Here is a 22973-nt window from a genome sequence, read left to right on the forward strand (position 1 = left end):
CTTTTGAAAGCAGATTTGCAGCAAGTGCCGGCTTTAGCCAGACGGAAGTCTATCACTTCTTCACCCGCCTTCGTCTATGTTCTGGTTTCGCCGCTCTTTTTGATCTTACTGGCGTATGTCATCTATCCGTTGTTTGAAACCTTTATCGCAAGTATCAATGTCGATGAGCAAATTACGTGGAAAAACTACACGCGCTTTTTCAGTCTGGAGCATACCGCCAACCTGGAAGCGCTTTGGACCAGCATCTACATTTCCATCTTGAGTGTCATCAGTTGTGGAATTGTCGGTGTGGCGATGGCCTTTTTGCTGGAGCGCTATGAATTCCCTGGACGCAAAATCTTGTCCGTCCTGGCGCTTGTTCCGATGGCACTGCCGCCACTGATTGGGGTCCTTTCGTTTACCTTCTTATATGGTGAGAGCGGTATCTTCCCGCGAATGTTCAAGGAACTGTTTGATCTGGCACAAGTGCCTTTCTCCCTGAAAGGTTTTTGGGGAGTAGTTGTGGTCCATGCGTTTACGATGTACCCGTACTTTTTCATGACGGCGACGGCTGCCATCAAAGGACTTGATCCTTCGCTGGAAGAGGCGGCAGCAAGTCTTGGAGCTAACCGATTTACGGTTTGGCGCCGCGTCATCCTGCCAATGCTGACACCTGCGATTGTAGCGTCATCGCTTCTTGTGTTTATGATCTCGATGGCTTCTTACACCGCACCGCTTATTTTTGGAATCGACCGTACGATGACCATGCAAATTTACCTGTCCCGTACCAATGGGGACTTGGACATGGCGGCTACACAATCGACGATTTTGTCTATCGTTTCGATTGCCTTTTTGCTGATCATGCGCTGGTATCAGGGCGCACGCAATTATCAGAACCTCAGTAAAGGGGTCAGTGTTCATCGCACCGAGATCAAGAGTAAAGCTGGGCGCTACGTAACGATTGTGCTGTCGTTTATCGGCACGATTATCCTGATGCTGCCAATTCTCGTCCTGGTATTGATCTCCTTCTCGGTGGATGGTACGTGGACGGTACAGATATTGCCTCCTCAATATACGATGAGTCATTACATCGATTTGTTTACAGATAGCAAGACTTGGCGTCCGATCGCCAATAGCTTGCAGCTCTCTGCAATCGCGTCCATCGGAATTGTTCTATTCGGTGTAGCTGCTGCCTATTCGATGGTTCGTCTCAAGTTCCGCGGTAAAACACTTTTGGATGTGCTGATCATGCTGCCGTGGGCATTGCCTGGTACGGTTGTTGCCGTAAACCTGATTGCAGCCTTCAGTCAGCCTAACGTGTTTAGCTTTGGACAGGTGTTGATCGGGACCTTTTGGATCATTCCGCTTGCTTACTTCGTCCGCCATCTGCCATTGGTGTTCCGCTCAACTTCGGCAACCTTGATGCAGATGGACCCTTCTGTAGAAGAGGCAGCGCGCAATCTGGGAGCCTCCTGGTGGTACAGCTTCAGACGTGTTGTGTTTCCGATGGCTCTAGGCGGGATTCTCGCCGGGACACTATTGGCATTCGTACAGTGTATCGGAGAATTCGTTGCTTCGATCCTGATCTTTACGCCACGGACGACACCTTTGTCCGTAGCCGTTTTCCAACGTATGTACAATTTTGAATTCGGTACCGCGTGTGCCTACGGCGTCTTGCAAATCGTGGTCATCATCATCGTGTTGTTCATCTCCAGAAAGCTGTCGGGGGATAAGGCTGGCACAGCAGTTTAGTGACAGCCCAAAAAGCCGGTACTGCAGTTTAGTAACGGGTACTCGCCACCCCACGCCGCGGTTTCATCACCCGCCAAGGTGATAAAGGAGGAGCTTTAACATGGAAAGCAGTGAGTCAATCGACAAGCACATTTCGGGTGCCAGGCTGCCTGGCCCTCCCATCCCTGTATTTGCACGTGCAGGGCATGGGGAACATGGCTTGCTCGATCTGTGGACAGCGATCAAGCCGCTTGCTACGATAGCCAGCGCGATGAATACGGGTGCTCATCCGGATGATGAACACAGTGCGATGCTCGCTTATCTCGCAATGGGACGAGGCGTGTACACCTCGAGTATCATCGCCACCAGAGGCGAAGGTGGACAAAATGAGATTGGCTGCGAACAAGGTGTTGCTCTGGGTATTATCCGTACAAGAGAGCTGGAGGAAGCATCGCGGATAAGCAATGTGACACTCGGTATTTTAAGCGAAGAGCTCATTGACCCGATCCATGATTTTGGCTTTTCCAAATGCGCAGAGGAAACTTTTCGCAAGTGGGGCGAAGAGGTCGTCTACGAACGTCTGGTGCGAAAAATCAGGGAGCTGCGCCCGGATGTCGTGATTGCGTGCTTTGAAAATGAACCGACCACGCACGGACATCACCGAGCCATTACACTATTGACCCAACGAGCTTTTCAGGGCTCAGCGGATCCTGACGTATTTCCACAGCATCAGGAGAGTGGGCTGCTGCCCTGGCAAATCAAAAAGCTGTACGTACCAGTGATCGATAACGACGACTACCACGTAGCGGTTCCCGTGGGAGAATACGATCAAAACTACGGCTCCTCCTATGTACAGCTGGGTGAGCGCTCGCGCTTCATGCATAAGACGCAGGGCATGGGGGTTCATTACGATGAAGGACCGACTTACAACTACTACAGACTAGACGCAGCAGTTGTTCCTGCCCAAGAAAAGGAACGAGACTTCTTCTCCGGATTGCCGTTTACTTTTGCAGATTTGGCAGAGGACGTAGCGGAAAAAGGAGCGCCGGAGCTGGCAGAAGCCCTGCAACGATTGAACGATGCGGCGATGGATGTCCTGGCAGCGTACCCGCGCTTTGCGGAGGTAGCCAGTCGTGTACACCGGATGAAAGCGTTGCTCTATGCCGCTCAGCAGGAGGTACATACTGCTTCCATCGACAAGGCAGTCAAAATAGATCTGATGTACCGTCTAGGAATCAAGGAAGCGCAGCTAAACCGGGCAAGTGCCGAGGCTCTTTCGCTCGTGGTCAAGATCAAGCCGGAGACAGGCGAATGGGTGGCAGGACAGACGACGACAGTCACGGTTACAGCCTACAACGGTGGAGCGAAAGAAATTGAGCATGTCCAGCTGCGATTGCGTGTGCCACAAGGCTGGACAGCAAAACCACTGACGCCAACTGCTTTCCCGCGTTTGCCATATAATCAGACGGTTTGCACGGTGTACGAGGTGTCGATTCCCTCTGATGCCAGCCTGTTTCATCCCTACAAGCCGCCTGCACTCGAAGTCGAGGCCCAGTATTTTGCTTTTGATACCGCGAGTGTGATTCGGGTTGAACCGGAAGCCTGTGTAGCCGTTTTGCCACCCTATTCGCTGGCACTGACACCGGATAATGTCGTTTTCAATACACTGCACACCAATGAGACAATCCCTGTCAAAGTGACATTGAAGCAGTACCGCACGGGTACTACGACTGCAAAAGTATCCCTGCAGCTGCCGGAGGGATGGACAGCCGAGCCAAACATTGTCGATGTTCCGTTTTCTTTCCGCGGTGAGACCAAGACGATTTCATTTACAGTGAAAACGACTCCTAAGGTAAAAAACGGGAAGTACGAGATTATTGCGGAGGTCACAGGAACAGATGGCGGGACGGAGAATGGGCGCAACGTCCAGGTCATTGAGTATCCCCACGTAGGTCGCAGTTATTTGATCCTTCCAACAGAACTAATCGTTCAGGCGTTTGATCTGGTCATTCCGGAGAATCAGCGGATTGGCTACGTATCCAGCGGCTTTGACAGGATTGATAAATATTTGCGCCAGGTAGGGGTAAACTGCATCAACCTCGATGCCAACGAGATTCAATCAGGTGATTTGTCCCGCTATGACACGATTATTCTCGGTATTCGCGCATACGGCTTCCGCAGAGAATTGATCGATAGCAATCAGCGCCTCCTGCAGTACGTGGAAAACGGCGGAAATCTCGTCGTGCAGTACCATAAGCCGGAGGATAAGTGGAAGCCGCAGCTCGCACCGTATCCCATTTTTATCGGAGAATCGCTGATTGATTGGCGAGTCACGAATGAACAGTCAGATGTACGCATGCTTGCCCCGGAGCACCTGATGTTTCACAAGCCAAATCTGATTACGTCAGCAGATTGGGATGGTTGGGTACAGGAGCGCTCCATCTACAACCCTTCGCGCTGGGGCAGTGAATATACCGAGTTGATTGCGACAAGTGATCCGGGTGAGCCAGAGTTTCGAGGGATTTTCCTCTCTGCGCATTACGGCAAAGGGATGTATACATACAGCTCACTCGCTTGGTTTAGAGAAATTCCGCAGCTTGTGCCAGGTGCATTCCGCCTGTTTGTAAACATGATCAGTCAAAAGCAGTAAGCGATTCACCCATTTCACCACTCCGTTATGTTTTTCTTAGGGTCGATCCATGGCACATCAGGAAAAGCTACTAGAGTAGCCATGATTGATATAGACATCAATCTGAAGAGGATGCTCAAAAGGTACGGAAACACAGCTTTTTGAACAGACTCGGAAAAGGGGAATGGAGGAGAGTTCATTGAAAAAGGGGAAGCTTGCCAAGTTGTACACGATTACGACAGCGGCGGTGCTAGCAGGTAGCTTGATTATGCCCGTAGCACCACAGACTGCCCATGCCGACCGGGGGGTTGTCGATTTGTGGAAAGCGATCAAACCGCTCGCCACAATTGCCAGCGCCATGAATACCGGGGCCCATCCAGATGACGAGCACAGTGCCATGCTCGCGTATCTGTCATTGGGTAGGGGAGTGGATACGTCCAGCGTCATCGCAAACAGGGGGGAAGGTGGCCAAAACGAAATTGGAAGTGAGCTGGGTAATGCACTGGGGATTATCCGCACACGCGAATTACAGGAGGCTTCCAAAATCACCAACATCCATTTGGAGAATCTGAGTGAAAAAATCGATGACCCGATTTTTGATTTCGGCTTTTCCAAGAGTCCTGATGAAACACTGGAAAAATGGGGAGAGCAAGTTGCGTACGAAAAGCTGATTCGTAAAATCCGTACAATCAGACCTGATGTAGTAATACCCGCATTTCTGAACGAACCTTCGACTCACGGCCATCATCGTGCGATTAATGTGATTACCGTGCGAGCTTTCAAGGATGCAGCCGATCCGAACGTTTTTCCCGAGCAGCTAAAAGAAGGGCTCGCACCATGGCAAGTGAAAAAGCTGTATTTGCCAGCAAAGGAATCCGACTACTCTGTGAGTGTTCCTGTCGGCGACTACGACGAAATTTACGGCGCTTCGTATTTACAGCTGGGTGAGGAATCCCGTTTTATGCATAAGAGCCAAGGAATGGGACGCCACTACGATGAAGGACCGACCTTCAACTACTACAAGCTGGAGCAGGCTGTAGTGGAGAGCAAAAAGAAAGAAACGGACTTTTTCGATGGAATCGCTTATACCTTTGACGATTTAGCCAAGGAGGTCGCAAACCAGCCTGGCGGAGAAAAAATAGCTGCCGATCTGAAAAAGCTGCAAAAGGATTCATCCGAAGTAATTGCAGCGTATCCGCAGTTTGCGACGGTAGCCAAGGAAGTACATGAAATGCTCGCTGACGTGCAAAAAACAACAGCGACTGTAAAGGCAGCTAACCTGCCTGCCGACACAAAAACAGACCTGCTGCACCGACTGGATGTCAAGCAGGCACAGCTGAACAAGGCAAGTGCCGAGGCACTTTCTCTGGTGGCAAAGGTGAAGCCGGAGACTACCGAGCTGGTGGCTGGTCAGAAGACAAAAGTAACCGTGACTGCTTACAACGGAGGGCAAAGCAAAATCAGCAAGGTTGATTTGAAATTAAACGTTCCAGCGGGCTGGACGGCAAAAGCTTTGTCCACTACGAGCTTTTCGCAGTTGGGCTACAATCAGACGGTAAAAACGACGTTTGACGTATCCGTTCCAGCGAATGCGAACTTGTTCCAACCGTATGCAGCGCCAGCGATTACGGCTGACGTTTCATACAGCCTATCCGGCCAAGCAGCTAATAGCCATGTTGTGCCAGCTGATGCAATTGCAGTCCTTCCATCTTTTTCGCTGGTACCAAGCCCAAGCGCTACCGTATTGAATACGCAAAAACCGGAGGAGCCAATTCCCGTCAAAGTAACGGTGAAAAACTACAATCCTGGTGCAGCACAAACGAACATTTCTCTCGATGTACCAAAAGGCTGGATAGTAGAACCTAAAGCGGCGCCACTCGCTTTTGACGCAAAAGGAGAAACGAAGTCAGTTGCCTTTACGGTAAAAGCTGCTGCTTCTGTTAAGCCTGATCAATACACGATCACGGCTGTCGCAACAGGTGGCGGAAAAGAAAGCCGTCATGGCGTACAGGTCATTCGTTATCCGCATCTGGGTACGACTTACTTCGTGCAGCCTTCGACAGTTGCGATCCAGGCGTTTGATCTCAAGGTACCCGCCGGTCTCAAGGTCGGCTACGTATCCAGTGGCTTTGACAATATCGATCAATACTTGTCGCAGGTCGGCGTCAATGTGACGAATTTGACTGCGAAAGATATTGAGTCAGGCGATCTTAGCCAGTACAACACTATCGTTTTGGGTATTCGCGCATACGGCTTCCGTCCCGAGCTGATTCCGAGCAATGAGCGTTTGCTGAAGTACGTGGAAAACGGCGGCAATCTCGTAGTGCAGTATCATAAGCCCGAAGACAAATGGAAGCCGGAGCTCGCTCCTTATCCAATCAAAATCGGTGCGCCGTTGATTCAGTGGCGCGTGACGGATGAAAACTCCAAAGTCACGATGCTGGCACCAGATCATCCGCTGTTCAACACGCCAAACAAGATTACAGATGGGGATTGGGACAACTGGATTCAAGACCGCTCGGCTTACAACCCGGCTGAGTGGGGCAAGGAATATACCGAGCTGATCTCAAATGGTGACCCGGGAGAGAATGAGTTTACAGGAACGTTCCTCTCTGCCAAATACGGCAAAGGAACCTATACCTACAGCTCGCTTGTCTGGTACCGAGAAATTCCTGCTCTGGTGCCTGGTGCGATTCGGATGTTTGTAAACATGGTCAGCCTGCATCAGTAAAAGCAGCATTTCGCGGTCCGTAGTAGGATCACGATCTTTTCGCGGAGTGGTGAAGCGATTCTCTTTTTGGGGTCGCTTCACCCCATCTGCGAAAGAGATTTCGTCGCAGAAAACGTAGCCAACGAATCGGCAGGGAAGGAGATGCGAAAAGATGGATTACAGAGAACGGATTTTTCAGCAGGAGGGGGCTAGTTTCCCTGGGAGGACGTATGTGGAGGCTGTGTTGGAGCCTGCTTTTAACGAGGCCAAAAACCATCTCTTGGAACCGATGATGGCCATCAACAAGGCGCATCTGATCATGCTGCGAGAACAGGAATTGATTACCGATGATGAAGCGAGAATGATTGCTCGTGCACTCAGTGGTATTGAGCTGGATGAACTGCGTCGCTCTTCGTATACCGGGCAGTTTGAAGATTTGTTCTTTCAGGTAGAGAGCCGTCTGCTGGAGCTGGCACCGGATGTAGCGGGCAATCTGCATCTGGCAAGAAGCCGCAATGACATGGGGATTACGATTTACCGCATGGTGCTGCGTGAAAAACTGCTTGTGACCCTGGCATCTGCCCTCTATCTGAAAGAGCATTTGCTCCTCTTTGCACATGAACATGCGGAGACGGTGATGATTGGCTATACGCATACGCAGCAGGCACAGCCAACGACGATGGCTCATTACATGTTGGCTGCTACTGATTTGCTCAGCCGTGATATCAAAAGGCTTATCCAAGCGTACCGCACGTGCAACCGAAGTCCGATGGGGGCAGCTGCACTGACGACATCGGGCTTTGCAATCAGTCGCGAGCGAATGAAGGAATTGCTCGGATTTGACGAATTGGTAGAAAATTCCTATGATGCTGTATGTGGGGCTGATTACTTAGGGGAAGTTGCGACTGCGGTACAATTGGCAGCGATCAACCTGGGTCGTACCGTACAAGATATGCTGCTGTGGTGCACACAGGAATTTGCCGGACTAAAAGTAGCAAGCCCCTATGTTCAGATCAGCTCGATCATGCCGCAAAAACGAAATCCGGTTTCCTTTGAACATATGCGTTCCTTATTGTCCAGTTGTGCAGGGAATGCGACGACCGTTCTGACTATGATGCACAATACGCCGTTCGGAGATATTGTGGATACCGAGGACGATATGCAGCCTTATGCGTGGCGCGGCATGTCCGTGCTGGAGCAAATGTATCGACTCATGGCGTGCGTGGTAGGAACAATGGAGGTAAACAAGGATGTTCTTCTGGAACGGGCAAAAGAAAGCTATGCTACGGTAACAGAGCTGGCTGATACTTTGGTGCGCACAGATCGCATCTCGTTTCGCAAGGCGCATCACATCGTAAGCAGTGTTGTAAAGGAAGCCATGAGCGCCGGGCTGGCAGCAAATCAAATCAGTCTCGAACTAGTAAATCGCGCAGCGCAAGCCGTCATCGGCAGAGGACTGGTACTCACAGCAGAAGAGCTGGCGCTCGCTTTGGACCCGGTTCATTTCGTTGCGATTCGCAAGCTGCCTGGCGGTCCGAGTCCAGATGAGATCAAACGGATGATCGGCGAACGCCAAAAAGTATGGCAGGAAGAGGCGGCATGGCTTGCGCAGGCGAAGCAGTCATGCACGGCTGCAGCGCAAAAGCTCGACCAAATGACAGCCGAATGGAGTGTGGGGTAATGGCAGTGGTGCGGATTCCTCTTCTGGCAGTGGACGGAGGAGGCACCAAGTGCCTGGCGGTGCTGGTGGACCGATCCAACCAAGAAGTCGGAATAGGTCGTTCCGGCTCATGTAATTATCAGGGAATTGGAGAGGAAGCGGCATCACGTGAGCTGATTGCTGCGATCGCACAGGCACTGGAAGATGCAAAAGCACGTAACGGGTTAATCGCTCAGTCACAATCTCAGATTGACGAACAGGTGGAGTGGGAAGTGGAGTGTGCGGTGTTTGGTCTTGCTGGACTGGATACCGAGCATGACCGGCAGGTGATTTGTGGCATGGTGGAGAAAGTACTTACGTTGCTAAACATCCGCGTCCGCCATTTGATCGTAGAAAACGACGGCTTTGCTGCGCTGCTTGGCGCAACTGGCGGTAAGCCTGGTATTTTGGTGATAGCAGGAACAGGCTCGATCGCGTTTGGGGTAAATGAGAGTCAACAAACAGCGCGTGCAGGTGGCTGGGGGCATCGGGTTGGAGACGAAGGCAGCGGCTACTGGATCGGGAAGCAAGCAATTATGGCCGTTTTAAAGCATGCGGACGGCAGAGGAGAGAAAACGATCCTCAAAGAACTGCTTCTCCCCTATGTCGGACTTACGCGTGTAGATGAATTGTTTAACTGGACCTATAGCTCGCATTACTCGGTAGACAAGGTAGCCGAGCTGTCGCCACTCGTAAGTCAGGCAGCAAACGCCAACGATCAGGTGGCGCAAGCGATTCTGCAAGCAGCGGGCGAAGAGCTGTTTTTAGCGGTTCGTGCTGTCATTGACCAGCTGGAAATGAAAAATAAATCGTTCCAGATGATCTTGCAGGGAGGCGTTTTGCAAAACGACGAGCGTGTGCGGGAGATTGTCGTAGAGCGGGTCAAACGCTATGCCTCGCAGGTCGTTATTGAAAATGCGCAGAATGCTCCCATATATGGAGTGATTGCGAAAGGCTTGGCTTATCTTGACAGTCAGGAGAACCAGGCGAACGGTAAATGAGGTGCTTTTACATGAAAAAAGTAATGATTGTGTTCCCCCATCCAGATGATGAATCATTTGCATGCGGGGGCACGCTTGCAAAATGCCGGGATCAAGGACAACAAACATGCCTATTATGCATCACATCGGGGTGCAAGGGACGTTCGGGTCCGTTTGATATCGATTGCCGCGAGAAGCTGGCGCGTCATCGCGAACAGGAGCTGGGCAAAGCAGCGGAAGTGCTGGGGATCAATCGGCTTGATTTGTTCCGTTACCCGGACGGCTCCCTGGAGCATGCGGATCGGGAGGAGCTGATTGCAAAAATCCAGGCAGCGATTGTCGATTGGAAGCCAAATGTAGTGGTTACCTTTCCGCCAGACGGTGTAACAGGACATCCAGATCATATCGTCACATGCGAGGCAACCACGATCGCAGTAGAGCGAGCAGAGCTTCAGCTGACAACTGATGAATATCCTGATTTGTACTATGTGTCGATCCCTCACTACTATGACCACTGCCCGGATCGCGGACCAAAAGCAGCTGTACCGATTACGGGAAAAGTGGACATCACTCTATACCGAACGCAAAAAGGGGAAGCTCTAAGGGCCCATCAAAGTCAGGTATATTCTGTAAATCGTGCCTATCCTGGCGTAATTGACGGGGATTTCGGAGTGATCGGCTGCTATGAATATTACACCTTGGTTCGTTCCGCAGGAAAAGCAGTCGAGCCTGTAGTAGCGTCAAATGGAATTCCGCTTATCGAGCTGTGATATGACATAGAAATGCGAGAGACCAGTCAAAACATGAAAGATATGTTTTAGACTGGTCTTATTATCAATAATCCACGTTTGCCCCATCCTACCCCATCCTAATAACTGTGATATAATAAAGAGAAAACGATGGGGTGTATAATTGAAAAGGCAGTTTTTAATGATCGTAAGTGATGTAACCCAGCCACAAATAGATCGTGTCACCTCAGCAGTCAAAGATTTTAACGAATGGATTGATTTGATTCCGATCGAATCCAAATCCGATGATGGCTACAGCTTATATCTCGATATTCAAAAAGGTGATAGCTCTAAAGTAGTCATCGAAACGCGTACTTTCTTGAGGAATTGGTTCAAGTCTTTAAAAATCGATTGTGATTCAAATCCAAGGGACTTTTAGTAAGAGTCTTTTTTATGTATGAGGAAATTTCACCGTATGTAAGCAACCTTCCACTTTCTCTTCCCCCCATAGTACCAGCTTTCCTTCACAACGAAACGAGAGGCGGGATGAAATGAGTTTTTTCCATGCCCTTTTTTCCAAGTATAAATGCCTGATTTACACAGCATTTGGTCATGAAAAATATTTGCAAATCGTTCACAAGCTAAGGGCAGCTGGCGTGCAGTTTCGGACCAGGACTTATTCCCAGCAGGGGAATCAATTCGGCTCGCCAGTCTTTGGCCTTTTTCCCAGGAACGATTTTACTCAGTATGATATCTATGTCAAAAAAGATGACGAGCATAAAGCCCAAATGGCGATTCATGCGAAATGACGCACCCAAGTGGCACATGTAAATGTCCTTTCCGTGACGCATGAAGCTATACGAACCAAACGGGCTTGTATATAATGAATGGTAAATTTGTGAAAGCTGCTTGGACTTTAAGGAGGATGCAAAGTGATCGTACAAGACCTACTAAAAAACCGCAGAGCTGTACGAAACTATATTCAGAAAGAAGTAGAAACGGAAAAAATTCAAGCGCTGCTCGATTGCGCTGTCCTCGCTCCAAATGACCGTTTGCGTCAGCCGTGGCATTTTTATGTGATCAGAGGAGAAGCCAAGCAACGCTTTGAGGACATTGCGAAGGCGTTTTTGCTGGAGCGTTTTCCAACCAAACCGAATCTTGTGAACAGTTCACTGGAAGTCCTGGAAAAAACACCTCTTGTGATCGTTGCAACAGCAGATGTGATTCCTGGCGATGAAGCTTCGTCAGAAGACAATGAATACGCGGTATGCTGTGCGATTCATTCGATGTGGCTAGCTGCCAGGGAGCTGGGACTGGGAATGGTATGGCGTACAAGAGGAGTGGGATTGGTTCGGGACGAGCGCTTGCTGCAATTCCTCGGTTCTACTGAGAACAGGAAAGTGATTGGCACGCTCTTTATCGGATACCCGGATGGAGATACTCCTGAGACGGATCGTGTGGCTGCTGAGAACAAAACGACTTGGCTTTAATTTCGTAAATAGATCATTGGATGTAATAAGCCGTAGTATGTTCTGCATTAACAGGGCATGCTGCGGCTTTTTGTACATGTTTTTGCTACTGGAAAGAACTCATTCACTACATGTATAATTATTCATATTAATGTATTGTTATAAAAATTGGAGGTAATTACCTTGTACCCAAAACTAGAAGAGCTGTCGTTAAACGCCTGGCCCGCATTAGAAACGATGGTATATGACGGCTGGTTGCTACGGTTCGCAGATGGCTATACCAAACGGGCAAACGCTGTATGTCCCCTGTATCCTTCAACGGAGGAGCTGGAGAGTAAAATAGCTGCTTGTGAAGCCTACTATCAGAGGAAGGGGCTTCCCACCATTTTTAAAATGACACCGTTCGCCGAGCCCGACAATCTTGATGAGTTACTCGAAGCAAAGGGATATGTCGCCCAAGCGTTTACGAGCATGCAGGCCGTATCGCTGGATAATGTGGCAGCGCCGTCTCTCCACCTTGCCCGTTTTGACGAGCATTGCACAGAGGAGTGGAGAGACGCCTATTGCAGACTAAGCCACCAAGGAGAAAAGGCGAAAGAGACGATGACCAAGACACTGGGAAAAATAATCCCTCCTGCTTGTTATGCCGCGCTTTATTTGGACAACAAAATCGTAGCATGCGGACTTGGAGTAGTGGAGCGAGAGTATATCGGACTATTTGATATCGTGACAGATGAATTGTATCGGAATCAAGGTCTGGGCGAGCAGCTGGTCTTACACCTGTTGCAGTGGGGGCAGGAAAAAGGGGCAAAATATTCGTATTTGCAGGTGATGAAAGACAACCAGCCTGCTCTGCGACTCTATGAAAAAATCGGCTACCATGAACAGTACGTGCATTGGTATCGGATAAAAGAGTAGGGCTTCATGCAAATTCAAAAAGGGGACAAATCACTTGGAGCCGAGCTCGATATCGCTGGGCTGTAAAATCCTTTTTATGACTGGAGCAGGCTGGTCGAAAGCAGGTCTCGTAACGCCTAGTTTTGACACGAGCGGATTGAGTTCATAAAAGCTGTCCTCGAATTGCAGCTGCGCTTCTTTTGTTATCGTGTCTAGAGGGACTTGATAGGTGACGAGTCTATCATACTCGCAGCGATCTTTTGAACGTTCTGTGCTTTGCCGGATGAGAAACGAGAGACATGTAAGCTGCTGCCCTTCATTTACATAAAAAACGCTTTTCCAAAAACCAAACGGAACCTTCACGGCACACCCCGGTTTGCCTCGAACACCGCAATATTCTTCGTCCTCTGCTTTGTGAAAGGGACCTGTGATGACGATCAGCTTTTGTGTCCGGACTCTCTCCAGGACCCAATCCTCCAGGCAGTTCCAAATCCCTGTATTAAAGTTGTGATGCTGGAGCGAGATATTCGCATAGCAAAAAGAGTCGTAGTTGGCTTGTCTAGCCTCTTGCACGTCTCCCCAGCAAACATCTTTCCTGCGCGTCAAATGGCCGCGATCATAATCATTTTCAGCGTAATATTCTGGCCCTACCTGATTTTCCATGCCAATTCGCTCATCAAAATGCCAGGAAGTATTGTCTCTTGTGACAGGGACTGCTCGTGTCTTGTCTACGCATGCCGCAGAGAAAATGGCAAATTTCGTTTGCTCGCTCATGGCGATTGCAAAATGACAAAAATCAAAGACCTTTCCTCCAGCCAAAGAGCCTTTGGCCGTGTCACCCAATAGCTGAGGCAAATAAACAGGGTGCCCATCACTGAGAAAATGTGGATCATAGCTTGTACCCATGCAACCTCTCCTCCTAAGGAAGATGTATTTGGCAAAAGGGTAAAACTAGCAGAAGCCACTCGTTCTTATTTCGATTATACAAATTTTGGCGCGATTAGGCACTCTGTCCAATGAACTAGAAATGGGTGTTCAAAAAGTAGCACCTGCTTTTATTCCTTATGCAGCAGCTTGCCAATTTTGAGGGCGAGCTGAATTTGCAAAAGCTCCTCGGAATTTTTCAGATCCATGTTCAGTAGCTCCTTGATCTTGTCGATCCGATAAATAAACGTATTGCGGTGAATAAACATCGCTTTGGCTGCTTCACTCACATTTTGGTTATAAGCAAAGTAATTTTCCAGTGTACTCATAAAGCTTGTACCAAAAGCATGGTCGTGCTCATAGAGGGTGCCCAGCTGTTTTAAGAAGAAATCCTCCAGTTCGATGTCTTTAATATTGGAATCGAGAAAATGGTAGACGGAGTAGTCGTCAAAGTGAGAGACGTTCTCTTTGCTATCGAATTTTTGCATCAGCCTGATCGCTTCATGTGCTTCCGAAAAGCTTTTGTGCAAGGAAGTAATCGTTTTGTATTGTCTGCCGATGCCCATGTAGAACGTCGTTTTCTTGATCTTTTCTTGCAGAGTCGTGCGCAGCTCGGTAGCGAACTGTCTGGCTTCGCTGACAGAGATTGGCGGCTTGTGCTCATTTTGTCCCACAAGAATGATAATCCGGTTGTTGCGATAAAAGCAGGTGATCTCCCCGTGGGCTTTGTTCGCATAATCATAGACGATATCCACACATTTTTTGGCGATCCGATCCAGCTCGTATTTGCGATCGACCATGTCCTGCAAATTTTCCAGCTCTATCGGCTCGATGTTGATGACGGCACAGTAGTACATGTACGTCGATTTTAAGCCATGCAGGTCACACAGCGTCTGGATCGAATCGCTCGATGTAATTTTTCCCGTAAGCAGATCGTCGAAAAAGTCTTGCCTGATTTTCAGCTTTACTTCCTCAATCTCCCGGGCTTTTATGCGATCCAATGCCATGATCGTCGAGGCTTGTTCGAGGACGATATAGTCAAATTCGGTCAGCTCCCGAACGGTTTGCCAGACGACGATATAGCCGTAAATGTAGTTAGCGACTGCTACGGGCAGCACTCTGCACTTGATTTCCTGATCTTTTCCATGATAAATGCGCTTAATTGATTTTTTAATCTGACTAATATTTTTCGGGATGCTGTCAGTGAATTCACGCGTAAAGACTGGTCTGTTTTTTACGAGTGTCAGGGAGGACTTCAAGGGAACGGGATTATGATCGATCTCGGTATAGTGAAGCAGATTCCAATCTCTGTCCAAAATAAGCAGCGGATTGCTGATGGTCTCCGCCAGCTCAGAGGTAATCCGGTCAATTCCTCCTCCCTCCAGTGCGATGCGAAAGAGGGCATTGTGCATATCCAATGTTTTACGGTTCAACAAATCATAGCGCCCTGATGCTTTTTCATTGATAATGGCAATTACTTTGGACAACGTATATTCAAAAGGCAGCGCCAACAGTGGCAAGCCATATTTGTTGGCATGATCGATCATGTTTTGCGGTATACGATCAAAGTAACGATGCATTTTTATACATAGTCCCGAGCAATTGATTTCTGCCAGCTCTTTGATGATTTTATTTTGCAATTCCTCATTGTCCTTGAAAATATAACCAGTCGATAAAAGCAATTCATTAGAAGAAAGCCAGTCGAAAGCATCCGGGTTTTCCATGATATTGACGATCGAGACGACATTATCGATGCCTTGTTCTCCAGCAATAATTTTAATTCCGTCTATCGATTTGATCTGGAGCAAATCTTTAATGGTTAGCATCCGTATTCACTCCCTCGGTATGTTAGACATCTATGTGTTTGTGCAATGTGCACAATTGGACCTGAGTTTTTTTAGTTTCGATACACAATGACGTTTGCATACTTCCTGTCTAAAATAATGCTGTAAGAATGGTTTACTTGTCTAATTTATTTTTCAAGAAAAAGGCGAGTACGCGAAAAAACTAGCTATTGAATACGGGTACATGGAGGGCAAATATGACGGACAAAAGCGTAGTACAAGCATTTCACGATGCCGCAGCCCAGGGCGATATCGATGCATTGAAGCAGCATCTTGAGCAAGGCATTGATATCAATGTCAGAAACAGACAAAAGCGCACAGCCATCCTCATTGCTGCAATGAACGACCAGTATGAAGCCGTACAGTTTTTGGTAGACGCAGGTGCAAACGTTGATTTGCAGGATGAAACTTGCTTCAATCCGTTCTTGTACGGTTGTATCAACAACAAGCTGGAGCTTGTCAAAATGATGATACAAGCGAATACAGACATTGATTTGCTCACTCGCTTTGGCGGGGTAGGGATTACACCTGCAAGTGAAAAAGGTCATGTTGAAATCGTACGTGAGCTTTTGACTACGACTGAAATCAATGTGAATCATACCAACATTTGCGGTTGGACGCCACTCATCGAGGCAATCATCTTGAATGACGGCGGAGAAAGACAGCAGACGATCATCAAGCTTTTGATTGAGCATGGTGCCAATGTTCACATGGTTGATAAATACGGCGTCACTCCACTTGAGCTGGCTAGAAGAAAAGGCTACACCGAAATCGAGCAAATCCTTTTAGAAGCGGGAGCGAAGTAATTCCTCCATGCACATCCACGCACTGTCTGGCGATGCCGAGTTTTTACGGATATTGGCAAGCTCATGCTTTAGCGGGAAGGTTCACAGTATTTTCGAGCGAACGATCAATCTGAAGTGTGATCAAAATGACGAGTTATACACCATCGCCTGTGATCAGCTGGATAATGGGCCGAACACGCTAGTCCTTGATGTAAAACGCTTTCATAAGACGGGGCTGGAAGTGGGCGACCGCGTTCTGTCACAGGGGCAGACGCTACAGATTGGAAATAAAATAGAAATCGCAGCTACGCAAGCAAAAGAGTGGGAGTGCACACTGCCTCCCTATCCTTCCAACATAGAAACTCTAAAAGTAGATATAGCGTTCATGAAGGAATATATTGCCGCTCATGGCAAGTGCGGCGGCATGAAAAGGAATTCCCGACCGTCCACACCGTTTGAAGAGGAAATGTCCAATATGCTGCTCCAGCGATCAGGCTTGCTGCGAGAAGCTTTGGCAGCAGGCAAGAATGAGGTTGCTGTGCAGCATGCACTAGGGCTTGTGGGTCTTGGACCAGGATTAACACCTTCTGGTGACGATTTTTTAGTGGGATTGTTCAGCATAGCGAATATGCAGGGCACCCCCTACTATTTGTCATGCCACTTTTTAGAAGAAATAGCAATAAAAGCTAAACGATTAACAAACGAAATCAGCTACATGATGGTAAAAAAGGCAGTCTGCGGTCAAGTGCGAGAGTCAGTAGTGAATTTGCTGCAAGCCTTGTCCAAGGGCACGGCGAGCGAGCTGCTGGGTGCTTTGGAAAAGGTGCTGTCCATCGGTTCATCATCAGGAACAGATATGGCGCTGGGGCTGGTCTGTGGCTTGGAACTCAATATAGAAGCAGGAGGTAGGGCATGTCTATTAAAGTCGTGATTAAAGAGAGCACGTATTTTGACTCCGTGTCTCTGATGTCGCTTTCGACCAAAGCGAATCAGATTGAAGGCGTAGAGCAAGCCGTTATTGCCATGGGGACAGAAATGAACAAAGAGGTACTGCGCAACGTAGGGCTAATCACACCTGAGCTGGAAGCAGCGAAAACAAGTGATTTAATGATCGTAGTAAAAGCAGCGACAGATGAGCTGTGCGAGAGTGCGTATGTGGGTATCGAGGAGCTGTTCACGAAAAAAGGTGACACCAAAGGAAAAAGCGAGATCAAATACGCAACGATCGATTCTGCAGCAAAATCCATTCCGGAAGCAAAACTGGCTGTTATTTCCGTGAACGGTGCGTTCGCAGCACGAGAAGCGAGAAAAGCGTTGGAAAACGATCTGCACGTAATGCTGTTCTCTGACAACGTAAGCATCGAGGATGAAATCGCACTGAAGCAGTTCGCTCATGAAAAAGGCCTGTTGATGATGGGACCTGACTGCGGTACTGCGATCATTGGCAACGTAGCGCTGTGCTTCGGAAACGCTGTTCGCAAAGGCAACATCGGAATCGTCGGCGCATCCGGTACAGGCAGCCAAGAGGTAAGCGTGCGTATTCACGACTTCGGTGGTGGTATTACCCAGCTGATTGGTACAGGTGGCCGTGATTTGAGCGAGCAAGTAGGCGGCATCATGATGCTGGACGGAATGAAGGCACTGGACGAGGACGAGGCGACAAAAGTAATCGTACTCATTTCCAAGCCACCAGCACCAAGTGTTGAAGAAAAAGTATTGGCACAGATCAAAAATTGCAAAAAGCCAGTCGTTGTCTACTTCATCGGCGGAGAAGAAACCGCAGTCGTAGCCGCAGGCGGACATTTTGCCAAAACGACAAAAGAAGCAGCCCTCAAAGCAGTAGTTCTGGCAGGTGCCAACGAGGATGAGCTTAACAAGCGTGCACTCAATTGGCCTTTGATTGAAGAAGTACGCGCAAAATTGACACCGGAGCAAAAGTACATTCGCGGATTGTTCTGCGGCGGAACGCTGTGTGATGAAGCGATGTACCTGGCCATGGACACTTATGAAGATGTATACAGCAACATTCAGAAGAATCCGGATTATAAGCTGAAAAACCTGCATGAGAGTATCGCTCATACGTTCCTCGACATGGGAGATGACGATTTCACAAACGGCAAGCCGCATCCAATGATCGATCCGTCCACGCGTATCGCCAGATTCTTGCAGGAAGCAAAGGATCCTTCTGTTGGCGTGATTGTGATGGACTTTATCCTGGGCTTTGGTTCTCATGAAGATCCAGTTGGCGTTATGCTGCCTGCGATCATCGAAGTGAAGCAACTGGCAGAAAAAGAAGGCAGACACTTGGAAATCCTCGGCTATGTAATGGGAACCGATCTCGACAGCCCTAAATTCGAGGATCAAGTGCAAAAGCTGATGGACGCAGGCGTAACAATCGCAAGCAGCAGTACCAATGCTGGTCTGCTGGCTAGAGAATTTGTGGCGAAAGGGGTTTAACCATGAGTAAAATCAACGAGCTTTTTACCAGTAAAATTCATGCGATCAACGTAGGGATCGAATTTTTCAAAGATGATATCAAAAAGCAAAATGCAGACGCCATTCATTTGGAATGGAAGCCTCCAGGCGGCGGAAAGCCAGAAATCATCCAAGCATTGGACAGCCTGGAAAACGCTACGCTGGAACAAAAAATTGAGGAAGCAAACAAGCTGGCTGTTGAGCGCATCATCAATTCACAGCCTGTACTGATCGGCTACGACCAAGCGATTAACGTCGTTCCAGGTATGACCAAAACAACGATTCTGCACTCCGGTCCGCCAATTACTTGGGATCGCATGTGCGGTTCAATGAGAGGTGCTGTTACCGGGGCGATCGTATTTGAAGGACTGGCAAAAGACATCGAGGAAGCGGAGAAGGTAGCAGCTTCTGGCGAGATCACGTTCTCTCCTTGCCACGAGCACGATTGCGTAGGCTCCATGGCGGGTGTGACTTCCGCATCGATGTTCATGCACGTGGTCAAAAACAAAACATATGGCAACATCGCTTACACTAACATGAGTGAGCAAATGGCAAAAATCTTGCGCATGGGTGCAAACGATGAAAGTGTGATCACTCGTTTGAACTGGATGCGCGACGTGTTGGGTCCAATGCTGCGCGACGCGATGAAAATCGCAGGCGAAATCGATTTGCGCCTCATGCTTGCCCAAGCTCTGCACATGGGTGACGAGTGCCACAACCGCAACAATGCAGGTACAAGTCTGTTGATTCAAGCACTGACTCCTTACATCTTAGAGACAGATTTCACCAAGGAACAAAAGCGTGAAGTATTCGACTTCGTAGCAAGCAGCGACTACTTCTCTGGTCCGACCTGGATGGCAATGAGCAAATGTGCGCTTGACGCAGCACATGGAATTGAATACTCCACCGTTGTCACAACCATGGCTCGTAACGGCGTTGATTTCGGTATTCGTGTAAGCGGAATGCCAGGCAATACATGGTTTGTGGGTCCAGCACAAAAAGTAGTAGGACCTATGTTTGCCGGCTACAAGCCAGAAGATTCCGGTCTGGATATCGGCGACAGTGCGATCACCGAGACATACGGCATTGGCGGCTTTGCGATGGCAGCAGCACCAGCTATCGTAGCACTGGTAGGTGGAACGGTTGATGAAGCAATCGGCTATTCTACCAAAATGAAAGAAATCACATTGGGTGAAAATCCAAACGTGACGATCCCACTGTTGAACTTCCAGGGTGTACCTACTGGTATCGATATTCGCCAAGTGGTGCAAACAGGCATCCTGCCGATTATAAATACAGCGATTGCCCATAAGGACGCAGGGATTGGCATGATTGGTGCGGGTATTACGCACCCGCCGATGGAAGCGTTTGAAAAAGCGCTGCTTGCATTGAGTGAGAAAATCAGCTAATACCAATTTGCCAGGTGCTCATCTAGTAATGACCCGACTCTCGCAATTTTTGCTGCGAAAGTCGGGTTGAAGGATGGACGCACAGGAGGGTGACAACATGGAGCTATCGAAATTGAGCATTTCTCATGAAGAACTGAAATCGTACGGTTATTCAGAAGAAGTTTTACCAAAAACAGCTGAGACACGAGATTGGGGCGTCTATAACTACGTTACGGTTTGGATGGGCGCCGTGCACAATCTCATGTCGTATATGACAGTTGCCGGTTTCTTTGTGCTCGGACTTTCCGTTCCACAAGTTTTATGGGCAGTCATGACTGCTGCCATAATCGTTTCCATTGGCTATGTGTTGAACGGCTATGCAGGAACGAAATATGGAATAGGTTATTCGATGTTATTGCGAAGCTCCTTTGGTGTAAAAGGGTCGGTCATTCCTGCAATATGTCGCGGGCTTATTGCTGGTGTTGTGTTTTTCGGCACAAAAACGATTATTGGTGCACAATCGTTTAATGTTATTTTCACAAAAATATTCCCTGGCTATATGGATTTGCTCCCAGGGTTTGATTTTCTCGGAATAGATTTCCCGACTCTCCTTTCCTTTGTCATCCTGTGGGTCATTACGGTTGGATTGTTCTTGGGCGGGATGAAAATTCTCAGCTTGTTTAGCAAATGGTCTTCGCCGATCATCTATATTTTCATCGTTGGCGCAGCGATTTGGGCGATCAATGTGGCTGGCGGATTTGGTCCGATCTTTGCCTATGTACCTGCCAAACCAATCGAAAATTGGCTCGTATTTATCGCGTGTGTAAGTGCATTGGTATCAAACTGGGGTGGCCCCATTGTAAACATTGCAGACCTTACTCAAAGAGCAAAAACGTCAAAGGCTCCTCTGGTGGGTTTACCGCTGGGGATGATTGTATCCTATATCCTATTTGCGATTACGTCAGTAGGATTGTTGGTTGGCACGCAAATCGCGTTTGGCTTAACTAATTTCGATATAGTAGCTGCGATTGATCAAATTGGTAATCCTGTTGCCGTGATTATCTTATTACTGGCACTGAATATAGGTTCGACTAGCTATGTTGTGTTTGGTAATCTACTCCCATCTGGTTTGCAAATGACTGCGCTTTTTCCAAAAGTATTTAGTGTAAAATCAGCGGCAATTGTAACAGCCATTCTAGGCACCATCATTTTGCCCTGGAAGCTGGTGAATGGAACAGCAGCGCTGTATATGTTCTATAGTTTTATAGGCTCCATGTACGGACCTATTACGGGGATCATGCTGGTCAGTTTCTTCATGGAACGAAAAAGGAAGCTCGACTTATCTGCGATCTACGTGAAGCCTGGTGAAAACGGGGAATACAAAAACGGATTTAATATGACGGCATGTGGCGTATTGATCGTCAGCTTTATTATTACGTTATCCGGTGCTTTCTTGCCGAATGTGATAGTGCTGGCCACGATCAGTAAGTCTGCGTTCATTAGCGGGTTGATCATATCGAGCATCTTGTATGCCCTTTGCTACAAATTGACTAAACCAAGCATCAACGAAAAGCAAGAAACACTTGCAAAAGTATCATGACAAAAGGAGTCAGTTCAGTGGAAAAATTAGTTATTGTTGCAATTGGAGGAAATTCATTGGTCAAGGATAATGGTCGCAATACCATTCAAGACCAATACGAGGCTGTGTGTGAAACGGCGGTAAATATCGCTGATATGGTTCAAGAGGGATACAATGTGGTCGTTACTCATGGAAACGGGCCGCAGGTTGGATTTGCTCTTCAAAGATGCGAAATTGCGAGCGAAGTAGCACAGATGCCTTTAGTCCCACTAGTGAATTGCGTTGCAGATACACAGGGGGGAATTGGATACCAGATCCAGCAAGCCTTAACAAACGAGTTTGCCAAAAGAGGAATCAATAAAAAAGTTGCTAGCGTAATCACACAGGTAGAAGTCAGCAGTGAAGACCTGAATTTCCAAAATCCTACGAAGCCAGTCGGCTCCTTTTTCACGCTGGAGCAAATGGAAGAAATGCAAAAAGAGCATTCGGATTGGGTGTTTATCGAAGATTCCGGTCGCGGGTACAGAAGAGTCGTTTCTTCACCAAAGCCGATCGACATTGTAGAAAAAGACGCTATCAAATCGTTGATTGAAGCGGGATATGTGGTGGTCGCTGTTGGCGGAGGCGGTATCCCGGTTGTGAAAACAAGTGAAAATACGTACGAGGGCATCGATGCCGTTATTGACAAAGATTTTGCTACCAGCTTGCTGGCAGAGCAAATCGATGCAGAGACGCTGATTATTACCACGGGTGTTCCACAGGTATGCATCAACTTCGGCAAACCGAATCAAAAGGCGCTGGAGCGTATCACCGTTGAGGAAACCAAGCAATATGTGGCTGAAGAGCATTTCGCGAAAGGCAGCATGCTGCCAAAAATCGAGGCCAGCTTGAGCTTTTTGGAGAAAAATGGGACAAGTGTAATCATCACCAATCCCGAAAGTCTAAAAGATGCGATTATGAACAAAGCAGGGACACACATTGTTAAATAAGCATGTTTAGCCTCGACCTGGATGGTGAATATCCTTTGCATCATCATTTTGAGGCGTGCAACCTTCCTGTGCAAAAGAGCAGCGGCAGCAATCGATTCATTGTGCTTGTTGCTGCTCCTAGCACGATAACATACATCCAAGACATCTTAGATTGGTGATAGCTTCAA

18 protein-coding genes are annotated in these 22973 nt (G+C 48.2%); 16 read left to right on the forward strand and 2 right to left on the reverse strand.

Features of this window, described 5'->3' with window-relative positions; genetic code table 11:
- Nucleotides 1-3 precede the first annotated feature (3 nt).
- The 10 genes from SB752_RS27340 (at nt 4) to SB752_RS27385 (ending at nt 12843) form a co-directional block, all read left to right on the forward strand.
- Complete coding sequence (locus SB752_RS27340; protein ID WP_103106670.1) at nt 4-1731, forward strand: ABC transporter permease; 1728 nt, start codon at nt 4-6, stop codon at nt 1729-1731.
- 100 nt (nt 1732-1831) lie between these two features.
- Nucleotides 1832-4360 carry an NEW3 domain-containing protein gene (locus tag SB752_RS27345; protein WP_410718621.1) on the forward strand — a complete coding sequence of 843 codons (2529 nt, stop codon included), beginning with the start codon at nt 1832-1834 and terminating at the stop codon, nt 4358-4360.
- 178 nt (nt 4361-4538) lie between these two features.
- Nucleotides 4539-7070 (forward strand): NEW3 domain-containing protein, encoded by a 2532-nt coding sequence (locus tag SB752_RS27350; RefSeq protein WP_410718622.1) that lies wholly within the window; start codon nt 4539-4541, stop codon nt 7068-7070.
- Nucleotides 7071-7221: 151 nt separating this feature from the next.
- On the forward strand, nt 7222-8730 hold the full coding sequence (gene argH, locus SB752_RS27355) for an argininosuccinate lyase (protein WP_410718623.1): 1509 nt from the start codon (nt 7222-7224) through the stop codon (nt 8728-8730).
- The gene (locus SB752_RS27360; RefSeq protein ID WP_410718624.1) at nt 8730-9749 is read left to right on the forward strand and encodes an N-acetylglucosamine kinase; all 1020 of its coding nucleotides are present in this window, start codon (nt 8730-8732) and stop codon (nt 9747-9749) included. The genes argH and SB752_RS27360 overlap by 1 nt, the downstream gene beginning before the upstream one ends.
- Before the next feature lie 11 nt (nt 9750-9760).
- On the forward strand, nt 9761-10498 hold the full coding sequence (locus SB752_RS27365) for a PIG-L deacetylase family protein (protein WP_410718625.1): 738 nt from the start codon (nt 9761-9763) through the stop codon (nt 10496-10498).
- A 160-nt stretch (nt 10499-10658) separates the two neighbouring features.
- The gene (locus tag SB752_RS27370) at nt 10659-10895 is read left to right on the forward strand and encodes a hypothetical protein (protein ID WP_410718626.1); all 237 of its coding nucleotides are present in this window, start codon (nt 10659-10661) and stop codon (nt 10893-10895) included.
- Nucleotides 10896-11007: 112 nt separating this feature from the next.
- Nucleotides 11008-11265: a hypothetical protein gene (locus tag SB752_RS27375; RefSeq protein ID WP_410718627.1), complete on the forward strand. Its 258-nt coding sequence runs from the start codon at nt 11008-11010 to the stop codon at nt 11263-11265.
- Between the two features lie 123 nt (nt 11266-11388).
- The gene (locus SB752_RS27380) at nt 11389-11946 is read left to right on the forward strand and encodes a nitroreductase family protein (RefSeq protein WP_410718628.1); all 558 of its coding nucleotides are present in this window, start codon (nt 11389-11391) and stop codon (nt 11944-11946) included.
- A 162-nt stretch (nt 11947-12108) separates the two neighbouring features.
- Complete coding sequence (locus SB752_RS27385) at nt 12109-12843, forward strand: GNAT family N-acetyltransferase (RefSeq protein WP_410718629.1); 735 nt, start codon at nt 12109-12111, stop codon at nt 12841-12843.
- Between the two features lie 30 nt (nt 12844-12873).
- Here the strand turns inward: SB752_RS27385 and SB752_RS27390 are convergent, their stop codons facing one another.
- Nucleotides 12874-13728: a DNA/RNA non-specific endonuclease gene (locus SB752_RS27390; RefSeq protein WP_410718630.1), complete on the reverse strand. Its 855-nt coding sequence runs from the start codon at nt 13726-13728 to the stop codon at nt 12874-12876.
- A gap of 149 nt (nt 13729-13877) precedes the next feature.
- Complete coding sequence (locus tag SB752_RS27395; RefSeq protein WP_410718631.1) at nt 13878-15572, reverse strand: PucR family transcriptional regulator; 1695 nt, start codon at nt 15570-15572, stop codon at nt 13878-13880.
- A 215-nt stretch (nt 15573-15787) separates the two neighbouring features.
- Here SB752_RS27395 and SB752_RS27400 point away from each other — a divergent pair, with 215 nt between their 5' ends.
- The 6 genes from SB752_RS27400 to SB752_RS27425 all read left to right on the forward strand — a co-directional run bounded on the left by SB752_RS27400 (nt 15788) and on the right by SB752_RS27425 (nt 22806).
- Nucleotides 15788-16396, forward strand: a complete 609-nt coding sequence (locus SB752_RS27400) for an ankyrin repeat domain-containing protein (protein WP_410718632.1) — start codon at nt 15788-15790, stop codon at nt 16394-16396.
- Between the two features lie 7 nt (nt 16397-16403).
- Entirely contained in the window at nt 16404-17306 is a 903-nt protein-coding gene (locus SB752_RS27405; protein ID WP_410718633.1) for an oxamate carbamoyltransferase subunit AllH family protein, read from the forward strand.
- Complete coding sequence (gene fdrA, locus SB752_RS27410) at nt 17288-18832, forward strand: acyl-CoA synthetase FdrA (protein ID WP_410718634.1); 1545 nt, start codon at nt 17288-17290, stop codon at nt 18830-18832. Before SB752_RS27405 ends, fdrA begins: the two co-directional genes overlap by 19 nt.
- Before the next feature lie 2 nt (nt 18833-18834).
- Nucleotides 18835-20259 carry a YlbE family protein gene (locus tag SB752_RS27415; protein WP_410718635.1) on the forward strand — a complete coding sequence of 475 codons (1425 nt, stop codon included), beginning with the start codon at nt 18835-18837 and terminating at the stop codon, nt 20257-20259.
- 97 nt (nt 20260-20356) lie between these two features.
- Complete coding sequence (locus SB752_RS27420) at nt 20357-21838, forward strand: cytosine permease (protein WP_410718636.1); 1482 nt, start codon at nt 20357-20359, stop codon at nt 21836-21838.
- A 17-nt stretch (nt 21839-21855) separates the two neighbouring features.
- The gene (locus tag SB752_RS27425; protein ID WP_410718637.1) at nt 21856-22806 is read left to right on the forward strand and encodes a carbamate kinase family protein; all 951 of its coding nucleotides are present in this window, start codon (nt 21856-21858) and stop codon (nt 22804-22806) included.
- Nucleotides 22807-22973 lie beyond the last annotated feature (167 nt).

The organism is Brevibacillus sp. SIMBA_040, from assembly GCF_046535075.1.
Taxonomy (GTDB): Bacteria; Bacillota; Bacilli; order Brevibacillales; family Brevibacillaceae; genus Brevibacillus.

Coding starts and splice junctions, on each gene's coding strand:
- SB752_RS27370 (WP_410718626.1), top strand. CDS start 10,659: ATGATCGTAAGTGATGTAACCCAGCCACAAATAGATCGTGTCACCTCA.
- SB752_RS27390 (WP_410718630.1), bottom strand. CDS start 13,728: ATGGGTACAAGCTATGATCCACATTTTCTCAGTGATGGGCACCCTGTT.
- SB752_RS27365 (WP_410718625.1), top strand. CDS start 9,761: ATGAAAAAAGTAATGATTGTGTTCCCCCATCCAGATGATGAATCATTT.
- SB752_RS27415 (WP_410718635.1), top strand. CDS start 18,835: ATGAGTAAAATCAACGAGCTTTTTACCAGTAAAATTCATGCGATCAAC.
- SB752_RS27405 (WP_410718633.1), top strand. CDS start 16,404: ATGCACATCCACGCACTGTCTGGCGATGCCGAGTTTTTACGGATATTG.
- SB752_RS27360 (WP_410718624.1), top strand. CDS start 8,730: ATGGCAGTGGTGCGGATTCCTCTTCTGGCAGTGGACGGAGGAGGCACC.
- SB752_RS27395 (WP_410718631.1), bottom strand. CDS start 15,572: ATGCTAACCATTAAAGATTTGCTCCAGATCAAATCGATAGACGGAATT.
- SB752_RS27420 (WP_410718636.1), top strand. CDS start 20,357: ATGGAGCTATCGAAATTGAGCATTTCTCATGAAGAACTGAAATCGTAC.
- fdrA (WP_410718634.1), top strand. CDS start 17,288: ATGTCTATTAAAGTCGTGATTAAAGAGAGCACGTATTTTGACTCCGTG.
- SB752_RS27345 (WP_410718621.1), top strand. CDS start 1,832: ATGGAAAGCAGTGAGTCAATCGACAAGCACATTTCGGGTGCCAGGCTG.
- SB752_RS27400 (WP_410718632.1), top strand. CDS start 15,788: ATGACGGACAAAAGCGTAGTACAAGCATTTCACGATGCCGCAGCCCAG.
- SB752_RS27375 (WP_410718627.1), top strand. CDS start 11,008: ATGAGTTTTTTCCATGCCCTTTTTTCCAAGTATAAATGCCTGATTTAC.
- argH (WP_410718623.1), top strand. CDS start 7,222: ATGGATTACAGAGAACGGATTTTTCAGCAGGAGGGGGCTAGTTTCCCT.